The 15,937-nt window shown below is 70.3% G+C and carries 12 protein-coding genes; 8 read left to right on the forward strand and 4 right to left on the reverse strand.

The features are described from left to right. The first annotated feature begins 144 nt into the window (after positions 1 to 144). The gene (locus SSQG_RS28845; RefSeq protein ID WP_003993444.1) at positions 145 to 3,024 is read left to right on the forward strand and encodes a vitamin B12-dependent ribonucleotide reductase; all 2,880 of its coding nucleotides are present in this window, start codon (positions 145 to 147) and stop codon (positions 3,022 to 3,024) included. Positions 3,025 to 3,113: 89 nt separating this feature from the next. On the opposite strand, the gene SSQG_RS28850 is transcribed toward SSQG_RS28845, so the two are convergent. Then, positions 3,114 to 3,647, reverse strand: a complete 534-nt coding sequence (locus SSQG_RS28850) for a TerD family protein (protein ID WP_003993446.1) — start codon at positions 3,645 to 3,647, stop codon at positions 3,114 to 3,116. 153 nt (positions 3,648 to 3,800) lie between these two features. Between SSQG_RS28850 and SSQG_RS28855 the strand changes: the two genes are divergently transcribed. The 3 genes from SSQG_RS28855 (at position 3,801) to SSQG_RS28865 (ending at position 6,123) form a co-directional block, all read left to right on the forward strand. Next, the gene (locus SSQG_RS28855) at positions 3,801 to 4,406 is read left to right on the forward strand and encodes a YdbC family protein (protein WP_003993447.1); all 606 of its coding nucleotides are present in this window, start codon (positions 3,801 to 3,803) and stop codon (positions 4,404 to 4,406) included. 139 nt (positions 4,407 to 4,545) lie between these two features. Next, the gene (locus SSQG_RS28860; protein WP_003993449.1) at positions 4,546 to 5,205 is read left to right on the forward strand and encodes a histidine phosphatase family protein; all 660 of its coding nucleotides are present in this window, start codon (positions 4,546 to 4,548) and stop codon (positions 5,203 to 5,205) included. Between the two features lie 12 nt (positions 5,206 to 5,217). Then, the gene (locus SSQG_RS28865; RefSeq protein WP_003993450.1) at positions 5,218 to 6,123 is read left to right on the forward strand and encodes an ADP-ribosylglycohydrolase family protein; all 906 of its coding nucleotides are present in this window, start codon (positions 5,218 to 5,220) and stop codon (positions 6,121 to 6,123) included. 533 nt (positions 6,124 to 6,656) lie between these two features. On the opposite strand, the gene SSQG_RS28870 is transcribed toward SSQG_RS28865, so the two are convergent. After that, on the reverse strand, positions 6,657 to 8,204 hold the full coding sequence (locus tag SSQG_RS28870; RefSeq protein WP_003993451.1) for an MFS transporter: 1,548 nt from the start codon (positions 8,202 to 8,204) through the stop codon (positions 6,657 to 6,659). Positions 8,205 to 8,391: 187 nt separating this feature from the next. Between SSQG_RS28870 and SSQG_RS28875 the strand changes: the two genes are divergently transcribed. The 3 genes from SSQG_RS28875 (at position 8,392) to SSQG_RS28885 (ending at position 10,482) form a co-directional block, all read left to right on the forward strand. Beyond that, positions 8,392 to 9,012, forward strand: coding sequence for a TetR/AcrR family transcriptional regulator (locus SSQG_RS28875; RefSeq protein ID WP_003993452.1), 621 nt, complete (start codon positions 8,392 to 8,394; stop codon positions 9,010 to 9,012). 82 nt (positions 9,013 to 9,094) lie between these two features. Further along, entirely contained in the window at positions 9,095 to 9,796 is a 702-nt protein-coding gene (locus tag SSQG_RS28880) for a ribonuclease HII (RefSeq protein ID WP_003993453.1), read from the forward strand. Positions 9,797 to 9,864: 68 nt separating this feature from the next. Then, the gene (locus SSQG_RS28885) at positions 9,865 to 10,482 is read left to right on the forward strand and encodes a hypothetical protein (RefSeq protein WP_078506938.1); all 618 of its coding nucleotides are present in this window, start codon (positions 9,865 to 9,867) and stop codon (positions 10,480 to 10,482) included. 290 nt (positions 10,483 to 10,772) lie between these two features. Here SSQG_RS28885 and SSQG_RS28890 read toward each other — a convergent pair whose 3' ends face one another. Next, the gene (locus SSQG_RS28890; RefSeq protein ID WP_003993455.1) at positions 10,773 to 11,387 is read right to left on the reverse strand and encodes a hypothetical protein; all 615 of its coding nucleotides are present in this window, start codon (positions 11,385 to 11,387) and stop codon (positions 10,773 to 10,775) included. A 364-nt stretch (positions 11,388 to 11,751) separates the two neighbouring features. Then, positions 11,752 to 13,917, reverse strand: a complete 2,166-nt coding sequence (locus SSQG_RS28895) for a RecQ family ATP-dependent DNA helicase (protein WP_039933815.1) — start codon at positions 13,915 to 13,917, stop codon at positions 11,752 to 11,754. A gap of 129 nt (positions 13,918 to 14,046) precedes the next feature. On the opposite strand from SSQG_RS28895, the gene SSQG_RS28900 reads away from it, so the two are divergent. Next, positions 14,047 to 15,786, forward strand: coding sequence for a DUF4192 domain-containing protein (locus tag SSQG_RS28900; protein WP_003993457.1), 1,740 nt, complete (start codon positions 14,047 to 14,049; stop codon positions 15,784 to 15,786). The last annotated feature ends 151 nt before the right edge of the window (positions 15,787 to 15,937 follow it).

The raw sequence follows: 15,937 nt of genomic DNA on the forward strand, positions 1-15,937 counted from the left end.
GCCAGCTCCGGGCCCGGCCGGGCGGCGGCGATGTGAAGACCTGTTGCGGGCTGTGTGAGTGGATGCCCGCAACACCAGACAGAACACCGTGCCACGGGAACAACGGGGCACTTCAGGGCGTTTTCGCCCGTACAGGGAGGCGGCATGACAGAGACGGCGAGCGGTCCGGCACGGAGTTCCCGCGCCAAGGGCACCAAGGCGAGCAAGGGCCTGCGTATCGAGCGCATCCACACCACCCCGGGGGTCCACCCCTACGACGAGGTGGCGTGGGAGAGCCGTGACGTCGTCATGACCAACTGGCGCGACGGCTCGGTCAACTTCGAGCAGCGCGGCGTGGAGTTCCCCGACTTCTGGTCGGTGAACGCGGTCAACATCGTCACCAGCAAGTACTTCCGCGGTGCCGTCGGCACACCGCAGCGCGAGACCAGCCTCAAGCAGCTGATCGACCGCATCGTGAAGACGTACCGGAAGGCCGGCGAGGACCACAAGTACTTCGCCTCGCCCGCCGACGCCGAGATCTTCGAGCACGAGCTGGCGTACGCCCTCCTGCACCAGGTCTTCAGCTTCAACAGCCCTGTCTGGTTCAACGTCGGCACGGCCCAGCCCCAGCAGGTCTCCGCCTGCTTCATCCTGTCCGTCGACGACTCCATGGAGTCGATCCTCGACTGGTACAAGGAAGAGGGCATGATCTTCAAGGGCGGCTCCGGCGCCGGCCTGAACCTCTCCCGGATCCGCTCCTCCAAGGAGCTGCTCTCCTCCGGCGGCAACGCCTCAGGCCCGGTCTCCTTCATGCGCGGTGCCGACGCCTCCGCAGGAACGATCAAGTCCGGTGGCGCCACCCGCCGTGCCGCCAAGATGGTCGTCCTCGACGTGGACCACCCGGACATCGAGGACTTCATCGAGACCAAGGTCAAGGAAGAGGAGAAGATCCGCGTCCTGCGCGACGCGGGCTACGACATGGACCTGGGCGGCGACGACATCACGTCCGTCCAGTACCAGAACGCCAACAACTCGGTCCGTGTGAACGACGAGTTCATGAAGGCTGTCGAGCAGGGCGGCCAGTTCGGGCTGCGCGGCCGGATGACCGGCGAGGTCATCGAGGAGGTCGACGCCAAGTCGCTCTTCCGCAAGATCGCCGAGGCCGCCTGGGCCTGCGCCGACCCCGGCATCCAGTACGACGACACGATCAACGGCTGGCACACCTGCCCCGAGTCCGGCCGGATCACCGCGTCGAACCCGTGCAGCGAGTACATGCACCTGGACAACACGTCCTGCAACCTCGCCTCGCTCAACCTGATGAAGTTCCTCAAGGACGACGGCAAGGGCAACCAGTCCTTCGAGGCCGAGCGCTTCCAGAAGGTCGTCGAGCTGGTCATCACCGCGATGGACATCTCGATCTGCTTCGCCGACTTCCCGACGCAGAAGATCGGTGAGAACACCCGCGCGTTCCGCCAGCTGGGCATCGGCTACGCCAACCTGGGCGCCCTGCTGATGGCCACCGGCCACGCCTACGACTCCGACGGTGGCCGCGCCCTCGCCGGCGCCATCACCTCCCTGATGACGGGTACGGCCTACCGCCGCTCCTCCGAACTCGCGGCGGTCGTCGGCCCGTACGACGGCTACGCCCGCAACGCCGACGCCCACAAGCGCGTCATGAAGCAGCACTTCGACGCCAACGACAAGGCCGTCCGCATGGACGACCTGGACACCCCCGTCTGGGCCGCCGCCAGCGAGGCCTGGCAGGACGTGGTGCGTCTCGGTGAGAAGAACGGTTTCCGTAACTCCCAGGCGTCCGTGCTCGCGCCGACCGGCACCATCGGCCTCGCGATGTCCTGCGACACCACCGGTGTCGAGCCCGACCTCGCGCTGGTCAAGTTCAAGAAGCTGGTCGGCGGCGGCTCGATGCAGATCGTCAACGGCACCGTCCCGCAGGCCCTGCGCCGTCTGGGCTACCTCGAAGAGCAGAACGAGGCGATCGTCGCCCACATCGCCGAGCACGGCAACGTGATCGACGCCCCGGGCCTCAAGCCCGAGCACTACGAGGTGTTCGACTGCGCCATGGGCGAGCGGGCCATCTCCCCGATGGGCCACGTCCGCATGATGGCCGCGATCCAGCCGTGGATCTCCGGCGCCATCTCCAAGACGGTCAACATGCCGGAGTCGGCGACCGTCGAGGAGGTCGAGGAGATCTACTTCGAGGCCTGGAAGCTGGGCGTCAAGGCGCTCGCGATCTACCGCGACAACTGCAAGGTCGGCCAGCCGCTCTCCGCCAAGAAGAAGGAGGAGGAGAAGGCCGAGGAGCCCGCGGTCGTCGAGACCAAGGTCGAGAAGGTCGTCGAGTACCGCCCGGTCCGCAAGCGCCTCCCGAAGGGACGTCCCGGCATCACCACGTCCTTCACCGTCGGCGGCGCCGAGGGCTACATGACGGCCAACTCCTACCCGGACGACGGTCTCGGTGAGGTCTTCCTGAAGATGTCCAAGCAGGGCTCGACCCTCGCGGGCATGATGGACGCCTTCTCCATCGCGGTCTCCGTGGGCCTCCAGTACGGCGTCCCCCTGGAGACGTACGTCTCGAAGTTCACGAACATGCGCTTCGAGCCCGCCGGCATGACGGACGACCCGGACGTGCGGATGGCGCAGTCGATCGTCGACTACATCTTCCGCCGCCTGGCGCTGGACTTCCTGCCCTTCGAGACCCGCTCCGCGCTCGGCATCCACTCCGCCGAGGAGCGCCAGCGCCACCTGGAGACCGGTTCGTACGAGCCGTCCGAGGACGAGGTCGACGTCGAGGGCCTGGCCCAGTCGGCGCCCCGGGCGCAGGAGCTGAAGGCCCTCACCAGGCCTCAGGACGACGAGGCGGCCAAGCCCGCCCCGCAGCAGGCCCACACCAGTGCCGAACTGGTCGAGATGCAGCTGGGCATCCAGGCCGACGCCCCGCTGTGCTTCTCCTGCGGTACGAAGATGCAGCGCGCCGGTTCCTGCTACATCTGCGAGGGCTGCGGCTCGACGAGCGGCTGCAGCTGACGCCGGTCACCTGAACCGATGACAGAGGGGCACCACCTTCGGGTGGTGCCCCTCTTGTCCTTCACATCCTGTCGTTCAGAGCCCAGGGCTCATGGACGGTGTGCCGCGCCCATCGTCCGGGCGAAGTCCACCGGGTCGCCCTCGAAGCCCCGGAGGCCGGGGCGGAACTCCCACGGGCCGGAGCCGTCCCGGACGAACTCCGCCACCGTCGCGGCGGTGGCCCCGAGGACACCGCCGAAGTCGTCCTCCGTCAGGACCGTGTACCCCTCGCGGATACGCAGGCCGGGATTGGCCACGCTGACGAAGGTGCGTTCCGCAGGGCGCTGCTGGATGACGACACCGACCACCACGCGCGCGTACCGGCTGTCGAGCCGTTCGAGTTCGAGCGTCATGACCTCGTCGTAGCCGAAGCCCTGGCCGTCCTTGCTGTCCCGGTTGAGATAGATGGTGCCGTCGGGGGAGCGGCTGTCGAAGTGCACCACATAGGTGGGGTCGCCGTACGGATCGTCCGCCGGATAGGTCGCCGCGACGAGGTCCAGATCGGTGGACGGCTGCCCCGCCGGACTGGGATCCCACCGCATCGCGATCTCGACCTTGCGAAGCCCCTTGTTGAGCCCGTCCACTGCTGTCCCCTTCCCCGTACCGACCGCCCGTTCGCCCCAACTGCCTGGCGCTCACGACTGTTTGTCCATCCTGCCACGCGTACGCGTGCGCGTGCCGGAGAGCGGTCCAGTCGAGAGTGACCGACGCCACGCTCCTGGCCTTACCATGGCGCGGTGCTGGTCAAGTGGATTCGCTGCACCGTGGTGGACCGCCGCGGGTTCGAGCGGGGGCAGCGGAAGTGGGCGGGGCTTCTGGGGGAGCCGGGGTTTCGGGGACAGGGGGGTGGCTGGAGCCGGGGGCGGCAGGACGTGGCGCACATCTTCGCGTTCTGGGAGAGCCGTGCCTTCTACGACTCCTTCATGGCGCGGTCCCACGACCGGCTCGCGTCGGCGCAGTCGGGCACGTTCAAGGACGCCCAGGTCAGGCTGTTCGACTACCGCTTCGACGTGAAGACCGGCTTCGAACCGCGCTTCACGGACGCGGACCTGCTGCGCGTGGCGCTCTGTCGTGTCCATGAGGAGCGGGCCGAGCACTTCGTGCTGATGCAGGAGAAGGTGTGGAACCCGGCGATGGCCGGCTCGCCCGGCATGGTGCGCGGGCTCTTCGGCGAGGCGCCCGGGTGTGAGTACCTGGTGTTGTCGATGTGGCGGTCGGCCGCCGAGCACGGCAAGTACCGTACCGAACGCGTGGAGCGGCTTGCCCTGAGAGCCCAGACGGAGGCGGACGTGGCGGCGCTCACCGGGGACGTCGTGGACATGGAGCCGAGCTGGACGGTGTGACGCGGGCGGGCTTGGAAGAGCGGATTCCGGTTGGTGAGCGTGCGACCGGTGTGATCTGTGGTGCGGAATCTGTGTGACCTACGCTGTATGGGGGCGGTACGAGTGCTCGACGGGCCCTCACTCGATCTAGGGTTTCGGCATGGCACGACCACGGCGCATCGTCCTTGTCCGGCACGGCGAGTCAACGGGCAATGTTGATGACTCCGTGTACGAGCGTGAACCCGACCACGCCCTCGCGTTGACCGAGCGGGGCCGACGGCAGGCGGAGGCGACCGGCGAGCGGTTGCGCGCGCTGTTCGGCGGTGAACGCGTCAGCGTGTACGTCTCCCCCTACCGCCGCACGCACGAGACGCTGCGGGCCTTCCACCTCGACACCGGCCTCATACGCGTGCGCGAGGAGCCCCGGCTGCGCGAGCAGGACTGGGGCAACTGGCAGGACCGCGACGACGTCCGCCTCCAGAAGACCTACCGTGACGCGTACGGTCACTTCTTCTACCGCTTCGCCCAGGGGGAGTCCGGCGCCGACGTCTACGACCGGGTCGGCGGCTTCCTGGAGAGCCTGTTCCGCAGTTTCGAGGACCCCGACCACCCGCCGAACGTCCTCATCGTGACTCACGGGCTGGCCATGCGGCTGTTCTGCATGCGGTGGTTCCACTGGACGGTCGCGGAGTTCGAGTCGCTGTCGAACCCAGGGAACGGCGAGGTGCGGATGCTCGTTCTGGGAGACGACGGCAAGTACACCCTCGACCGGCCGTTCGACCGCTGGCGAGATCCCGAGCCGTACGGGATCTCCGGATAGAGTGGCAGGGCGATGACCGCTGACTCCTCCTCCGTCGGGCGCCTGGACCGCGCCCTGGCCTGCCTGCGCGGACTGTCCGTCGGGGACGCCCTGGGCTCCCAGTACTTCGTGCCGGTGAACTACCCGCTGCTGAAGCGCCACGAGGTGCCGTCCGGGCCCTGGCAGTGGACCGACGACACGGAGATGGCCGGATCCGTCGTCGCCGTCCTGGCCACTCACCACCGCATCGACCAGGACGCCCTGGCCCACTCCTTCGCGGAACACCACGACTTCGACCGGGGCTACGGTCCTGCGGTCAACCGCCTCCTGCGCCTCGTCCGGGAGGGCGGCGACTGGCGCGAGCTCGCCGCCGCCCTCTTCAACGGGCAGGGCTCCTGGGGCAACGGCGCGGCGATGCGGATCGCCCCGCTGGGTGCCTGGTACGCCGACGACCCGGAGCAGGCGACCCACCAGGCGGAGATCTCCGCCTACACCACCCACCAGCACCGCGAGGCCGTCGTCGGCGCCATGGCCGTCGCTGCGGCCACCGCGTTCGCCGCCGCCCCCGGCGGGCCGCCCCGCGCCGAGGAACTCCTCGACGGAGTCATCGAACTGGTGCCGAAGAGCGCGGTCGGCGCGGGACTGCGACGGGCCAGGGACATGCTCGACTACGGCGACGCGGCCACCGTCGCGGCGGTCCTGGGGTGCGGGCGGCGGACGACCGCCCATGACACCGTGCCCTTCGCCCTCTGGTCGGCAGCGAGGAACCTCGGTGACTACGAGCGGGGGTTCTGGACGACCGCCCAGGTCGGCGGGGATGTCGACACCACCTGCGCCATCGTGGGCGGTGTGATCGCCTCGGGGAAGGCGGGGGCGCCCCCTGTCGAGTGGGTGCGGCGGACGGAGCCGCTGCCGGACTGGGTGCCTGTGTCGGTCTGACGGTCGGGACTCGCCGGTGCGGCGGGAGTTTCCCCGTGCGGCGGGAGTTTCCCTGTGCGGCGGGAGTATCCGTGTGCGGCGGGAGTATCCGTGTGCTGCGGGAGCCCGGCGGCGCTGGCGGATTCTCCCCGCACCGGCGAAACTTCCTGCGCTTTGGACACTCCCTTGCGCGACGGGAACCTTCCTGCGCCCCGGAAACTCTCCGTGCGCTTCAGGAACTCTCCGTGATCGGCCGCCCGTTGTCATGACATCCGCTGTGCGCGCCGTGAGGTCGCACGTGCTGGAGTACCCGCTGGTGAGCGCGTGAGAAGGGGGTGGTCATGGAGGTCCTGCTCACTGTACTGATCCACTGGTGGGGCGCGTTCCTGCGTCACGTGGGACGCACGCGGGCGGCCGGACCGCTGCCCTCATCGTCCGTCCCCCGGGCACGGTCCGGACGCCCGCGGCCGGTGGCGGACCGGCCCGTCAGTCGTCGGCAGGCCTGTGTGGAGCTCGCCGACGAGCCGCCGGAGCCGGCTCGCCCTGTCCGTTCGTCAGCCGAGCCCCGGCCCGGCCGAGCCGGCGAGCGCCTCCAGGTCACTCTTGCGGACCCGGATCACCAGCCAGGCGGTGACCAGGGCGAGGGCGGCCATCGCCGCGGCAGGGACGAACGCCGCCGAGATGCCCTGGGCCAGCACCTCGTGCCCCCATGGCGCCGGCAGCTGGTGTGTCGCGGCGAACTCCGCCTTCTGCTCGGCGGAGCCCTCGGCCATGAACTGCGGAAGCTGCTTCTCCGCCTCGTCCTTGGTCGCCGTGCCGAAGACCGTCGTCAGGATGGACAGACCCAGGGATCCGCCCACCTGCTGGGTCGTATTGAGCAGCCCGGACGCGGCGCCCGCCTCGTGCTGCGCGACACCGGAGACGGCGGTGAGGGTCAGCGTCACGAAGTTCAGTCCCATGCCGAAGCCGAACACCAGCATCGGACCGAGGACCCCGCCGACATACGAGCTGTCGGAGCTGATGAGCGCCTGCCAGGCCAGCCCGATCGTCGCCAGGGCCGAGCCCGCGAGCATGAACGGCTTGGGTCCCAGTACCGGCAGGAACCGCTGCGACAGACCCGCGCCGAGCGCGATCACGACCGTCACGGGCAGGAAAGCTACGCCCGCCTGGATCGGGCTGTACCCGAGCACGTTCTGCACGAACAGCACGATGTAGAAGAACATGCCGAACATCGCCGCGGCCAGACTCAGCATGATCACGTAGGTGCCCGAGCGGTTTCGGTCGGCGAACATCCGCAGCGGGGTGATCGGCTCCTTGGCCCGGGACTCGATGACCCCGAAGGCCAGCAGCAGGACCACCGAGGCAACGAAGGACCCGATGGTCAGGTTGTCCCGCCACCCCTCGTCCGCGGCCCGGATGAAGCCGTAGACGAGAGACGCCATGCCCGCGGTCGAGGTGAGTGCGCCCGCTATGTCGAAGCGGGCGGTGTGCCGTTCGGACTCGCCGATGTAGAGCGGTGTGAGCACGGCGATCAGCAAGCCGATCGGCACGTTGACGAAGAGCACCCAGCGCCAGTCGAGCCACTCGGTGAGCATGCCGCCCGCGAGCAGGCCGATGGCGCCACCACCCGCGGAGACCGCGGCGAAGACGCCGAAGGCCCGGTTGCGTTCCGGGCCCTCGGGGAACGTGGTGGTGATGAGTGCCAGCGCGGTGGGCGACGCGATCGCGCCTCCGACGCCCTGCAGGACCCGCGCGGCCAGCAACTGCCAGGGTTCCTGGGCGAGCCCGCCGAGCAGCGAGGCAAAGGTGAAGAGCAGGATGCCGGTCATGAAGACCCGGCGACGGCCGAGGATGTCACCGGCGCGGCCGCCGAGGAGCAGCAGTCCGCCGAAGGTGAGTGTGTAGGAACTGACGACCCAGGTGAGGTCGGTGGTGCTGAACTTGAGCGCGTCTTGAATGTGCGGGAGCGCGATGTTCACAATCGTCGCATCGAGTACCACCATGAGTTGGCAGGCCGCGATGACGGCGAGCGCGATGCCGGGATGTCCGTCCCGGCGCGCCGCGCCCGGCTTCTTGTCCTGGAGCAACGGAGAGGTTGTCACTATGGGTCCCCCACGAAAGCGTTAGTGAACGATGGCGTTCACTGTCGCGTCAACGGTAGTGAGTCCTCGACAGTGAACGCAAGCGTTCACTCAAGGCGTCGTCGTGCGGCACGTCCCCCTTTGCTGCCGCCCAAGGCGCACCCCATCCCCGGAATGCCCGCTTCAGTCGCTCGTTGGAGAGAGTCAGATGGTTACCCCGAGCTGGGCGGATGCCCCCGCTCAGACGGCCGCCCGCCGCCGCGGCGCCGTGCTCGAACGCGCGATCCTCGACGCCGCGTTGGACCAACTCAGTACCGTCGGCTGGAACGGCCTGACGATGGAAGGTGTCGCCGCCGGCGCCCAGACCGGAAAGGCCGCGGTGTACCGGCGTTGGTCCTCCAAGGAGGACCTCGTCGCCGACGCCCTGCGAGCCGGACTGCCGCACTTCGACGAGGCGCCGGACGAGGGTGGTGTCCGCGAAGATCTGGTGGCGCTGTGCCGGCGGGCCCGCGACGCGATGTTCTCCCGCCCGGGTTTCGCGCTTCGCTCAGTGATTCACGAGTGCGACACGGTGCAAGCGGAGCGCTTCCATGCCGTGATCTTCGACGGGGTTGTGGAGCCCACCATCAAGATGCTGCGAGAGGTCATCGAGCGTGGAATCACGCGAGGGGAGGTGCGTTCGGACGCGGCGAACGGATATGTCTTCGACGCCATCCCGGCGATGATGATGTACCGCAACAAGATGTGCGGCTGCGAATGGCAAGACCATGAAATCGACGAGATGATCGACGAGTTGATGGTTCCGCTGCTGCGGCCGAGCGGCGCCTGACCGGGGTTGGCGAGGGCTCTGGCGCCGTTCGAGTGGGCCAGGGTGTCGCGGGCGGTTCCGGGCGGCGTAATCTAGGGGCGCCATGCCGTACGAACCGCCTACTCACACCGTCGAGCGCTCCCTTCGAGCCACGACCGGAGCGAAGATCGTTGCAGGTGTCGACGAGGTGGGGCGAGGTGCGTGGGCCGGGCCCGTCACCGTCTGCGCGGCGATCACCGGCCTGCGTCGGCCGCCCGAGGGCCTCACGGATTCGAAGCTGCTCACCATCAAGCGGCGTACCGAACTCGCGGAGGTGCTGCGGACGTGGGTCACGTCGTTCGCTCTGGGGCACGCTTCCCCTGAGGAGATAGACGAGCTGGGCATGACGGCCGCGCTGCGGCTGGCGGCGTGCCGTGCTCTGGATGCCCTGCCGGTTCGCCCGGACGCGGTCATCCTCGACGGCAAGCACGACTATCTCGGTGCGCCCTGGCGGGTCCGTACGGTGATCAAGGGCGATCAGTCGTGCGTGGCTGTCGCGGCGGCCTCGGTGATCGCCAAGGTCCAGCGCGACAAAATGATGGCCGAACTGGGTATCGACCATGCAGACTTCGGCTTTGCGGACAACGCCGGGTATCCCTCACCCGTGCACAAGGCCGCACTGGCGGAGCGGGGCCCCACCCCCTACCACCGGTTGTCGTGGGCGTATCTTGATGCGCTGCCCCAGTGGCGGCACCTCAAGAAGGTCCGCAACTGGACGGACGGAAGCGTTCCGGAAATCGAGGGTCAGCTCGGCTTCGATTTCTGACGGTTTTGTTCGCACGCATGCGCCACCCGCCGACGCGGGCCGTACCAACGTTTGATAAATATCAACTCATGCCTCTCATTCCCGAGGAGCCTCAGATTCACGAGAGTGCCCAGGGTCCCCGCGCCACTCCGGCCAGCGGCCGCACCGCGCCGACCCCTCGTCCCGTACCCGGCCCCCGTCCCGCGGCTCCGTCGCGTCCCGGTCGTCCCGGCCCTCTGCGGCCTGCGCCGCCGGTGCAGCGCACGGCGCGTGACGCGGCCGCCAAGCCCGGTCCGTCGGGCCCCGCTGCTCCGGCCGCTCCGCAGATCCAGCTGATCCCTGCTTCCGCCGGAGGCGCGCTCGACGCCGCCGAGGAAGCCGTGGACCTGCTCCTGGACTCCGGTCGTGCCCCCAGCGACGTCCTGGTGATCACGACCGGTGAACAGCACCCGTGGGCCACCCACGAGCTGTCTTTCGGCGAGACTTCCTACTGGGCCCAGCACGACGCCCGGGACGACGTCTTCTACACGGACGCCACCGTCGCGGCCCGCGCCGCCTCGCGGCCGGTGGTCGTGGTCGCCGTCAACGGCGAATCCGAGACCGCAGCCGCGAGCGCGCTGTCCCTGGCTCACGCCCGGGCCACCGCCCTGCTGATCGTCTGTGGCGATCCGCAGCGGATCAACTCGGTGCTGGGCGCCGGCGTCTGAGCCGGTTCGGCCGCGCCCGGCCGGGCGCTGGTCGTCGGCTTCAGGCGCCGCTCCGGCGGCGCCGCACGGTGAGCGGTTCGGCGTGCCCCCGAGAGCTGGACACCGTGACTGCGCGGCGACCCCGCACCGTCGGGGGAGCGTGCTCTGCGGCTGTACGCGGTCGGCTCCCGTCCGGGCTCAGCCCGGTTCGGGAACTGCGGTCCTACGCGGCGACTGCCGGTCACAGGGACCATGGTGTGTTGTGCGACGTGGCGTGGCCCCGATCGGTGCCGACAGACCTGGCCGGGGCCTCAGCGCGCCGCCGCCGCGCGGCGCAGTATCTCGGAAGCCGCGCCGCCGGTGCGCGGCGGTGGCGGCGGCGCCTCGGACATGCCGAACGGCTCCGGTTCCGAGGCGGAGTGGGGGCGGCGTCCACCGCGGCCCTCGCCCAGGACCTGCCAGCCGTCACGGGTCAGCGTGATGTAGGCCCCGCAGCGCAGCCCGTGCAGGGTGCAGGCGTCGCGCAGCCCCCACATCCACGCGCCGTCCTCCTCCGTCCAACGCGCGTCGCCCTCACGGCAGTAGAGCAGCACCGCGGTGCGCACCGGTGTGCGGCGCCGCAGATCGTGCGGGATGACCCGGCGCAGCTGCGCCAGCAGTACGTTGCGGAACATCCAGCCGTCGGCCGGGGCCGGACGCCGGACGAACGAGGCGCTCGCCCGCAGCCGCTCGTCAGGGTCGAGCACGGCGACGACAGCGGTCGCCGGCTGCGGGTGGTGCCGGGCGTGCAGTCCGCTGACGATCTCGCGAGGGTTGCGCAGCAGCGGGATCCCGGCGGCGGCCCACTCCGCGGGTTCGAGCAAGCGGTTGGCGGACGCGGCGGATGTCGACGCCGCTGCCGAGGCCGGAGCGAATCCGAAGGTCACGGTCCTCCCTTCGGCTACGCGCCCACACTGCGGGCGGGGTCGGATTCCTGGGAGCGCACACCGCGGCGAAGCCCTGCCGGAGCGGCGGACATGCCGTGCGGGGAGCGGACCTCAATTCTTCCTGTCGAACGTGAATGCGGCAACGAGCAATTGGGGCAGCCGACCGTTATCAGATGATGCGCCGCTAATATCCCTACCCCGTGCGCCGACAGGCCACCCTGGGGCGCTCGAGCCCGACACGTTCGTACGTCAAGCAGGTGCGCGGCGTCCAGAGGCATGCGCAAGCGGTGTGGTGGCCGGTGCCCGGTCGCGTGGCCGGCGCCGGGCCGGCACGCGACGTGGCGGTCGAGTTCCCGATGCGCCGTCAGCCCTGCACGGCCAGCACCAGCGGCAACACCCCCTGCGCACCCGAGCGTCGAAGCATGCGGGCCGCGACCGCGAGGGTCCAGCCGCTCTCCGTGTAGTCGTCCACGAGAAGGACCGGGCCCTGGGCCTCGGCGAGGGCGGACGCGAGGGCGGGCGGCACGTCCAGCGCCCCGTCGAGCGCCTTCAGCCGCTGTGCGCTGTTGCTCCGCGAGCCCGGATGCGCGTCGCCCGTGTACTCGACGGCGCCCAGCAGCGGCAGCCGGCCGATCTCCGCGATGCGCGCTCCCAGGGAGTGGATCAACCGGGGACGTGTGCGCGAGGCGACGGTGACGACCCCGACCGGGCGCGGCTGGGCGTCCGGAGCGCCCGGGGCCCAGCCGCCGGGTCCCTTGGCCCAGTCGGCCAGCACGCTCACGACCGCCTTCGCCACATCGTCCGGAACGGCACCGTCGGCCGCGTGCGGTGCGAGCATCGGGCGCAGCCGGTTGCCCCAGCCGATGTCCGACAGACGCCCCAACGCACGTCCGGCCGAGGCCTGTTCACCGGCCGGGATACGCCCCTTCAGATCCACTCCGATCGCCGGCAGCCCCGTCGGCCACATCCGGCGGGGCTCCACCTCGACACCGGCCCGCCCCAGGTCCACGCGCGCCGCGTCGAGTGCCTCCTCGGAGGTGTCCGCGGCGAAGCGAGGGCCCGCGCAGTTGTCGCAGCGGCCGCACGGCTTCGCGGCCTCGTCGTCCAGCTGGCGCTGCAGGAACTCCATACGGCAGTCCGTCGTCGACGCGTACTCGCGCATCGCCTGCTGCTCGGCCTTGCGCTGACGCGCCACCCACGCGTATCGGTCAGCGTCGTAGGCCCACGGCTGCCCGGTCGCGATCCAGCCGCCCTTGACCCGCTTGACCGCCCCGTCGACGTCGAGGACCTTGAGCATGGTCTCCAGGCGGGAGCGGCGCAGCTCCACCAGGGGCTCCAGCGCGGGGAGCGACAGGGGCTTCTCCGCGTGCGCGAGGACGTCGAGCGTGCGGCGCACCAGGTCTTCCGAGGGGAACGCGAGCGACGCGAAGTACTCCCAGATCGCCTCGTCCTCCTTCCCCGGAAGCAGGAGCACTTCGGCATGCTCCACGCCACGTCCCGCGCGACCCACCTGCTGGTAGTAGGCGATGGGGGAGGAGGGCGAGCCGAGGTGCACCACGAAGCCCAGATCGGGCTTGTCGAAGCCCATCCCGAGCGCCGACGTGGCGACCAGCGCCTTCACCTTGTTGCCGAGCAGGTCCTCCTCGGCCTGCTGGCGATCGGCGTTCTCCGTCTTGCCCGTGTACGACGCGACAGTGTGTCCGCGCTGCCTCAGGAACGCGGTGACCTCCTCGGCGGTGGCCACGGTGAGCGTGTAGATGATCCCCGAACCCGGCAGTTCGTCGAGGTGCTGGGCGAGCCAGGCCATCCGGTGCGCGGCGTCCGACAGCCGTAGCACGCTCAGGCTCAGACTGTCCCGGTCCAGCGGGCCACGCAGCACGAGGGCGTCCGAGCCGCCCCCGGTGCCGAGCTGCTCCGCGACGTCGGCCGTCACGCGCGCGTTGGCGGTGGCGGTGGTGGCGAGCACCGGCACGTCGGGGGGAAGGTCGGCGAGCATGGTGCGCAGCCGTCGGTAGTCCGGCCGGAAGTCATGGCCCCAGTCGGAGATGCAGTGGGCCTCGTCCACCACCAGCAGCCCGGTGGCTGCGGCGAGCCGGGGCAGTACCTGGTCCCGGAAGTCCGGATTGTTGAGCCGCTCGGGGCTCACGAGCAGGACGTCGACCTCACCGGCGGCGATCTCGTCCTGGACGGCGTCCCACTCCTCGGTGTTCGAGGAGTTGATGGTCCGGGCGTGGATGCCGGCCCGTGCCGCTGCCTCGACCTGGTTCCGCATGAGCGCGAGCAGGGGGGAGACGATCACGGTCGGACCGCTGCCCCGCGCCCGCAGCAGCGAGGTCGCCACGAAGTAGACCGCGGACTTGCCCCAGCCCGTGCGCTGGACGACCAGGGCCCGGCGTCTGTCGGCCACCAGTGCCTCGATCGCCCGCCACTGGTCCTCGCGCAGCCGGGCCGTGCCCGAGGCGTCCCCGACGAGACGGGCGAGGACCGCGTCGGCCGATGCCCGGAGATCCGCGTTGCTCGTGTGCTCCATGCGATCCATACAACAGGACGGCACTGACACCGCGAGCGGTGCATCGCCGCTCTTCGCCTGTGACGTGTCCCTGCTCGGACTTATCCACAGGCTCAAGCGGAGCTTTGTATTCCGCGAGATCGTCTTCGCATGACGAACCACAGCGAAACGACTGGATCCTCTGAAAACGGCGACATCCCCGGGCCCGAGGCCTTCGGCGAGCGTGAGGCCGGTGCGCGGGAGAAGCGGCACCGCGAAGCCGGCGACCCGGCCGGGCTGCATGTCCCCAGCCCCGCCTACGACGGTCACGGTGGCGACCACCAGGTCACGCTGCGCACCCCGGCCGAACTGGCCGACGCACTGCCGTATCTGCTCGGGTACCGGCCCGAGGACAGCATCGTCCTGGTCGCGCTGCACGACAAGGACGGACGCGGGCGGTTCGGGGGCCGGGCCCGGCTCGGCATCCCCGCGAACGCGGACGACTGGCCGTCCGCCGCCCGGCAACTGGCCACCGGACTGGTGAAGGGCAGTGAGCGCCGAGGGGCCCGGCCGGAGTCGATGGTCGCCTTCGTGTGCCAGGAACCGGAGAAGGGCCAGACGGGACAGCAGGTCATGGAGCGGCTGAAGCCGCTGGCCCACAAGCTGCGCGTGGAGTGCGGTTCCCTGGACGTGACGGTGGTCGAGGCCCTGTGCATCTCCGACGGCCGCTACTGGTCCTACTGCTGTGACAACGCCGTGTGCTGCCCGTCCGAGGGAGCCCCCATGGGACTGCCGGGCACATCCGTGCTGGCCGCCGCGGCCACTTACGCGGGGATCCAGGTGCGCGGCAGCCTGCGGGAGCTCCGGGCCCGGCTGCTCCCCTGGGAGAGCGCCGCCGCCCTCGCGCAGGAGGCCGCCCTCGACACCGCCAGCATGGCGCTGGTCCCGAGGATCCTGGACGACGTCGGTCGTGCCGGCGTGGCCGACGAGACGCTGGAGTTGGCCGGGCGCGTCCTGGACCGTTTCGCCGAGGCACAGCCGGTCTCCGGCATGCTCCTGGCGGATCTCCGCGACGACGAGCTTCTCGGGCATGACGAGGCCGCCCGGTTGATCCTCGGCCTCCAGGACCGTGGGACCCGTGACCGTGCGGCCGAGTGGATGGAGGGGGACGAAGCCGGACGCGCCCTGCGCCTGTGGCGATCACTGGCCCGCCGCTGCGTCGGACCCTACGCCGAGCATGCGGCCGCGCCGCTCACGCTGGCCGGCTGGGTCGCATGGTCCATGGGTGACGAACTGGAGGCCCGGGAAGCGCTCGCCATGGCCCTGGGCGCGGATCCCGACTACCTCTTCGCCCGCCTCCTGCACCAGGCGTGCAACGAAGGTCTCGACCCGGAGTCGATCCGCAGCTGCCTGCGGGTGGAGCGCAATGACAGGGGGAGCGCCGAGACCGACGGCCCCGAAGCTGGGGCCGATCGCTCGGAGGCCCAGGCCGATGGCCGGATGGCTCAGGCCGAGAACCTGGAGGCTCAGGCCGACGGGTTGGAAGCCCGGGCGGACGGAGCGGCCGTGACGGCGGGTGGCTCCGCCGGGCCGGCGGACGGTTCCCCGGCGACCGCACCCACGTCGACAGCGGTGCCCTCACGTCGTCGACGCCGTCCCCGTTCCGTCGGGACGGTTGGCGCGGCCGGCGCGGCCCCTGGCCGTACGCGCGCGGGAGAACGTGCCCCGGGCATGCGGGCTCCCCGGCGGCGTACGCAGCCGGGCACCGCGCGACCTGCGGGCACCGCACGACCTGCCGGTGCCTCGGAAGCCGGCCTTCGTGCGCGTCCGACACGGAAGACGGCCATGCCGCGCGTCGACGCAGGCCAGGAGGACGCGCAGCCCGGTCACAGCCCGGAGGGGGAGGAGTGAGTGCCGACCCGGTGGCTTCGGCGGGCAAGGCGGGGCCGGGCCATGGGCGTGACCCGGAGGAGGTTGACGCCGTTCACCTGAGTGGCGGAACGGCTCAACGGGCCGTGGCGCCGCACCGCCCCTGCTCCGCCGGAGCCCCCCGGCACCGGCG

This window comes from Streptomyces viridochromogenes DSM 40736, assembly GCF_000158955.1.
Taxonomy (GTDB): Bacteria; Actinomycetota; Actinomycetes; order Streptomycetales; family Streptomycetaceae; genus Streptomyces; species Streptomyces venetus.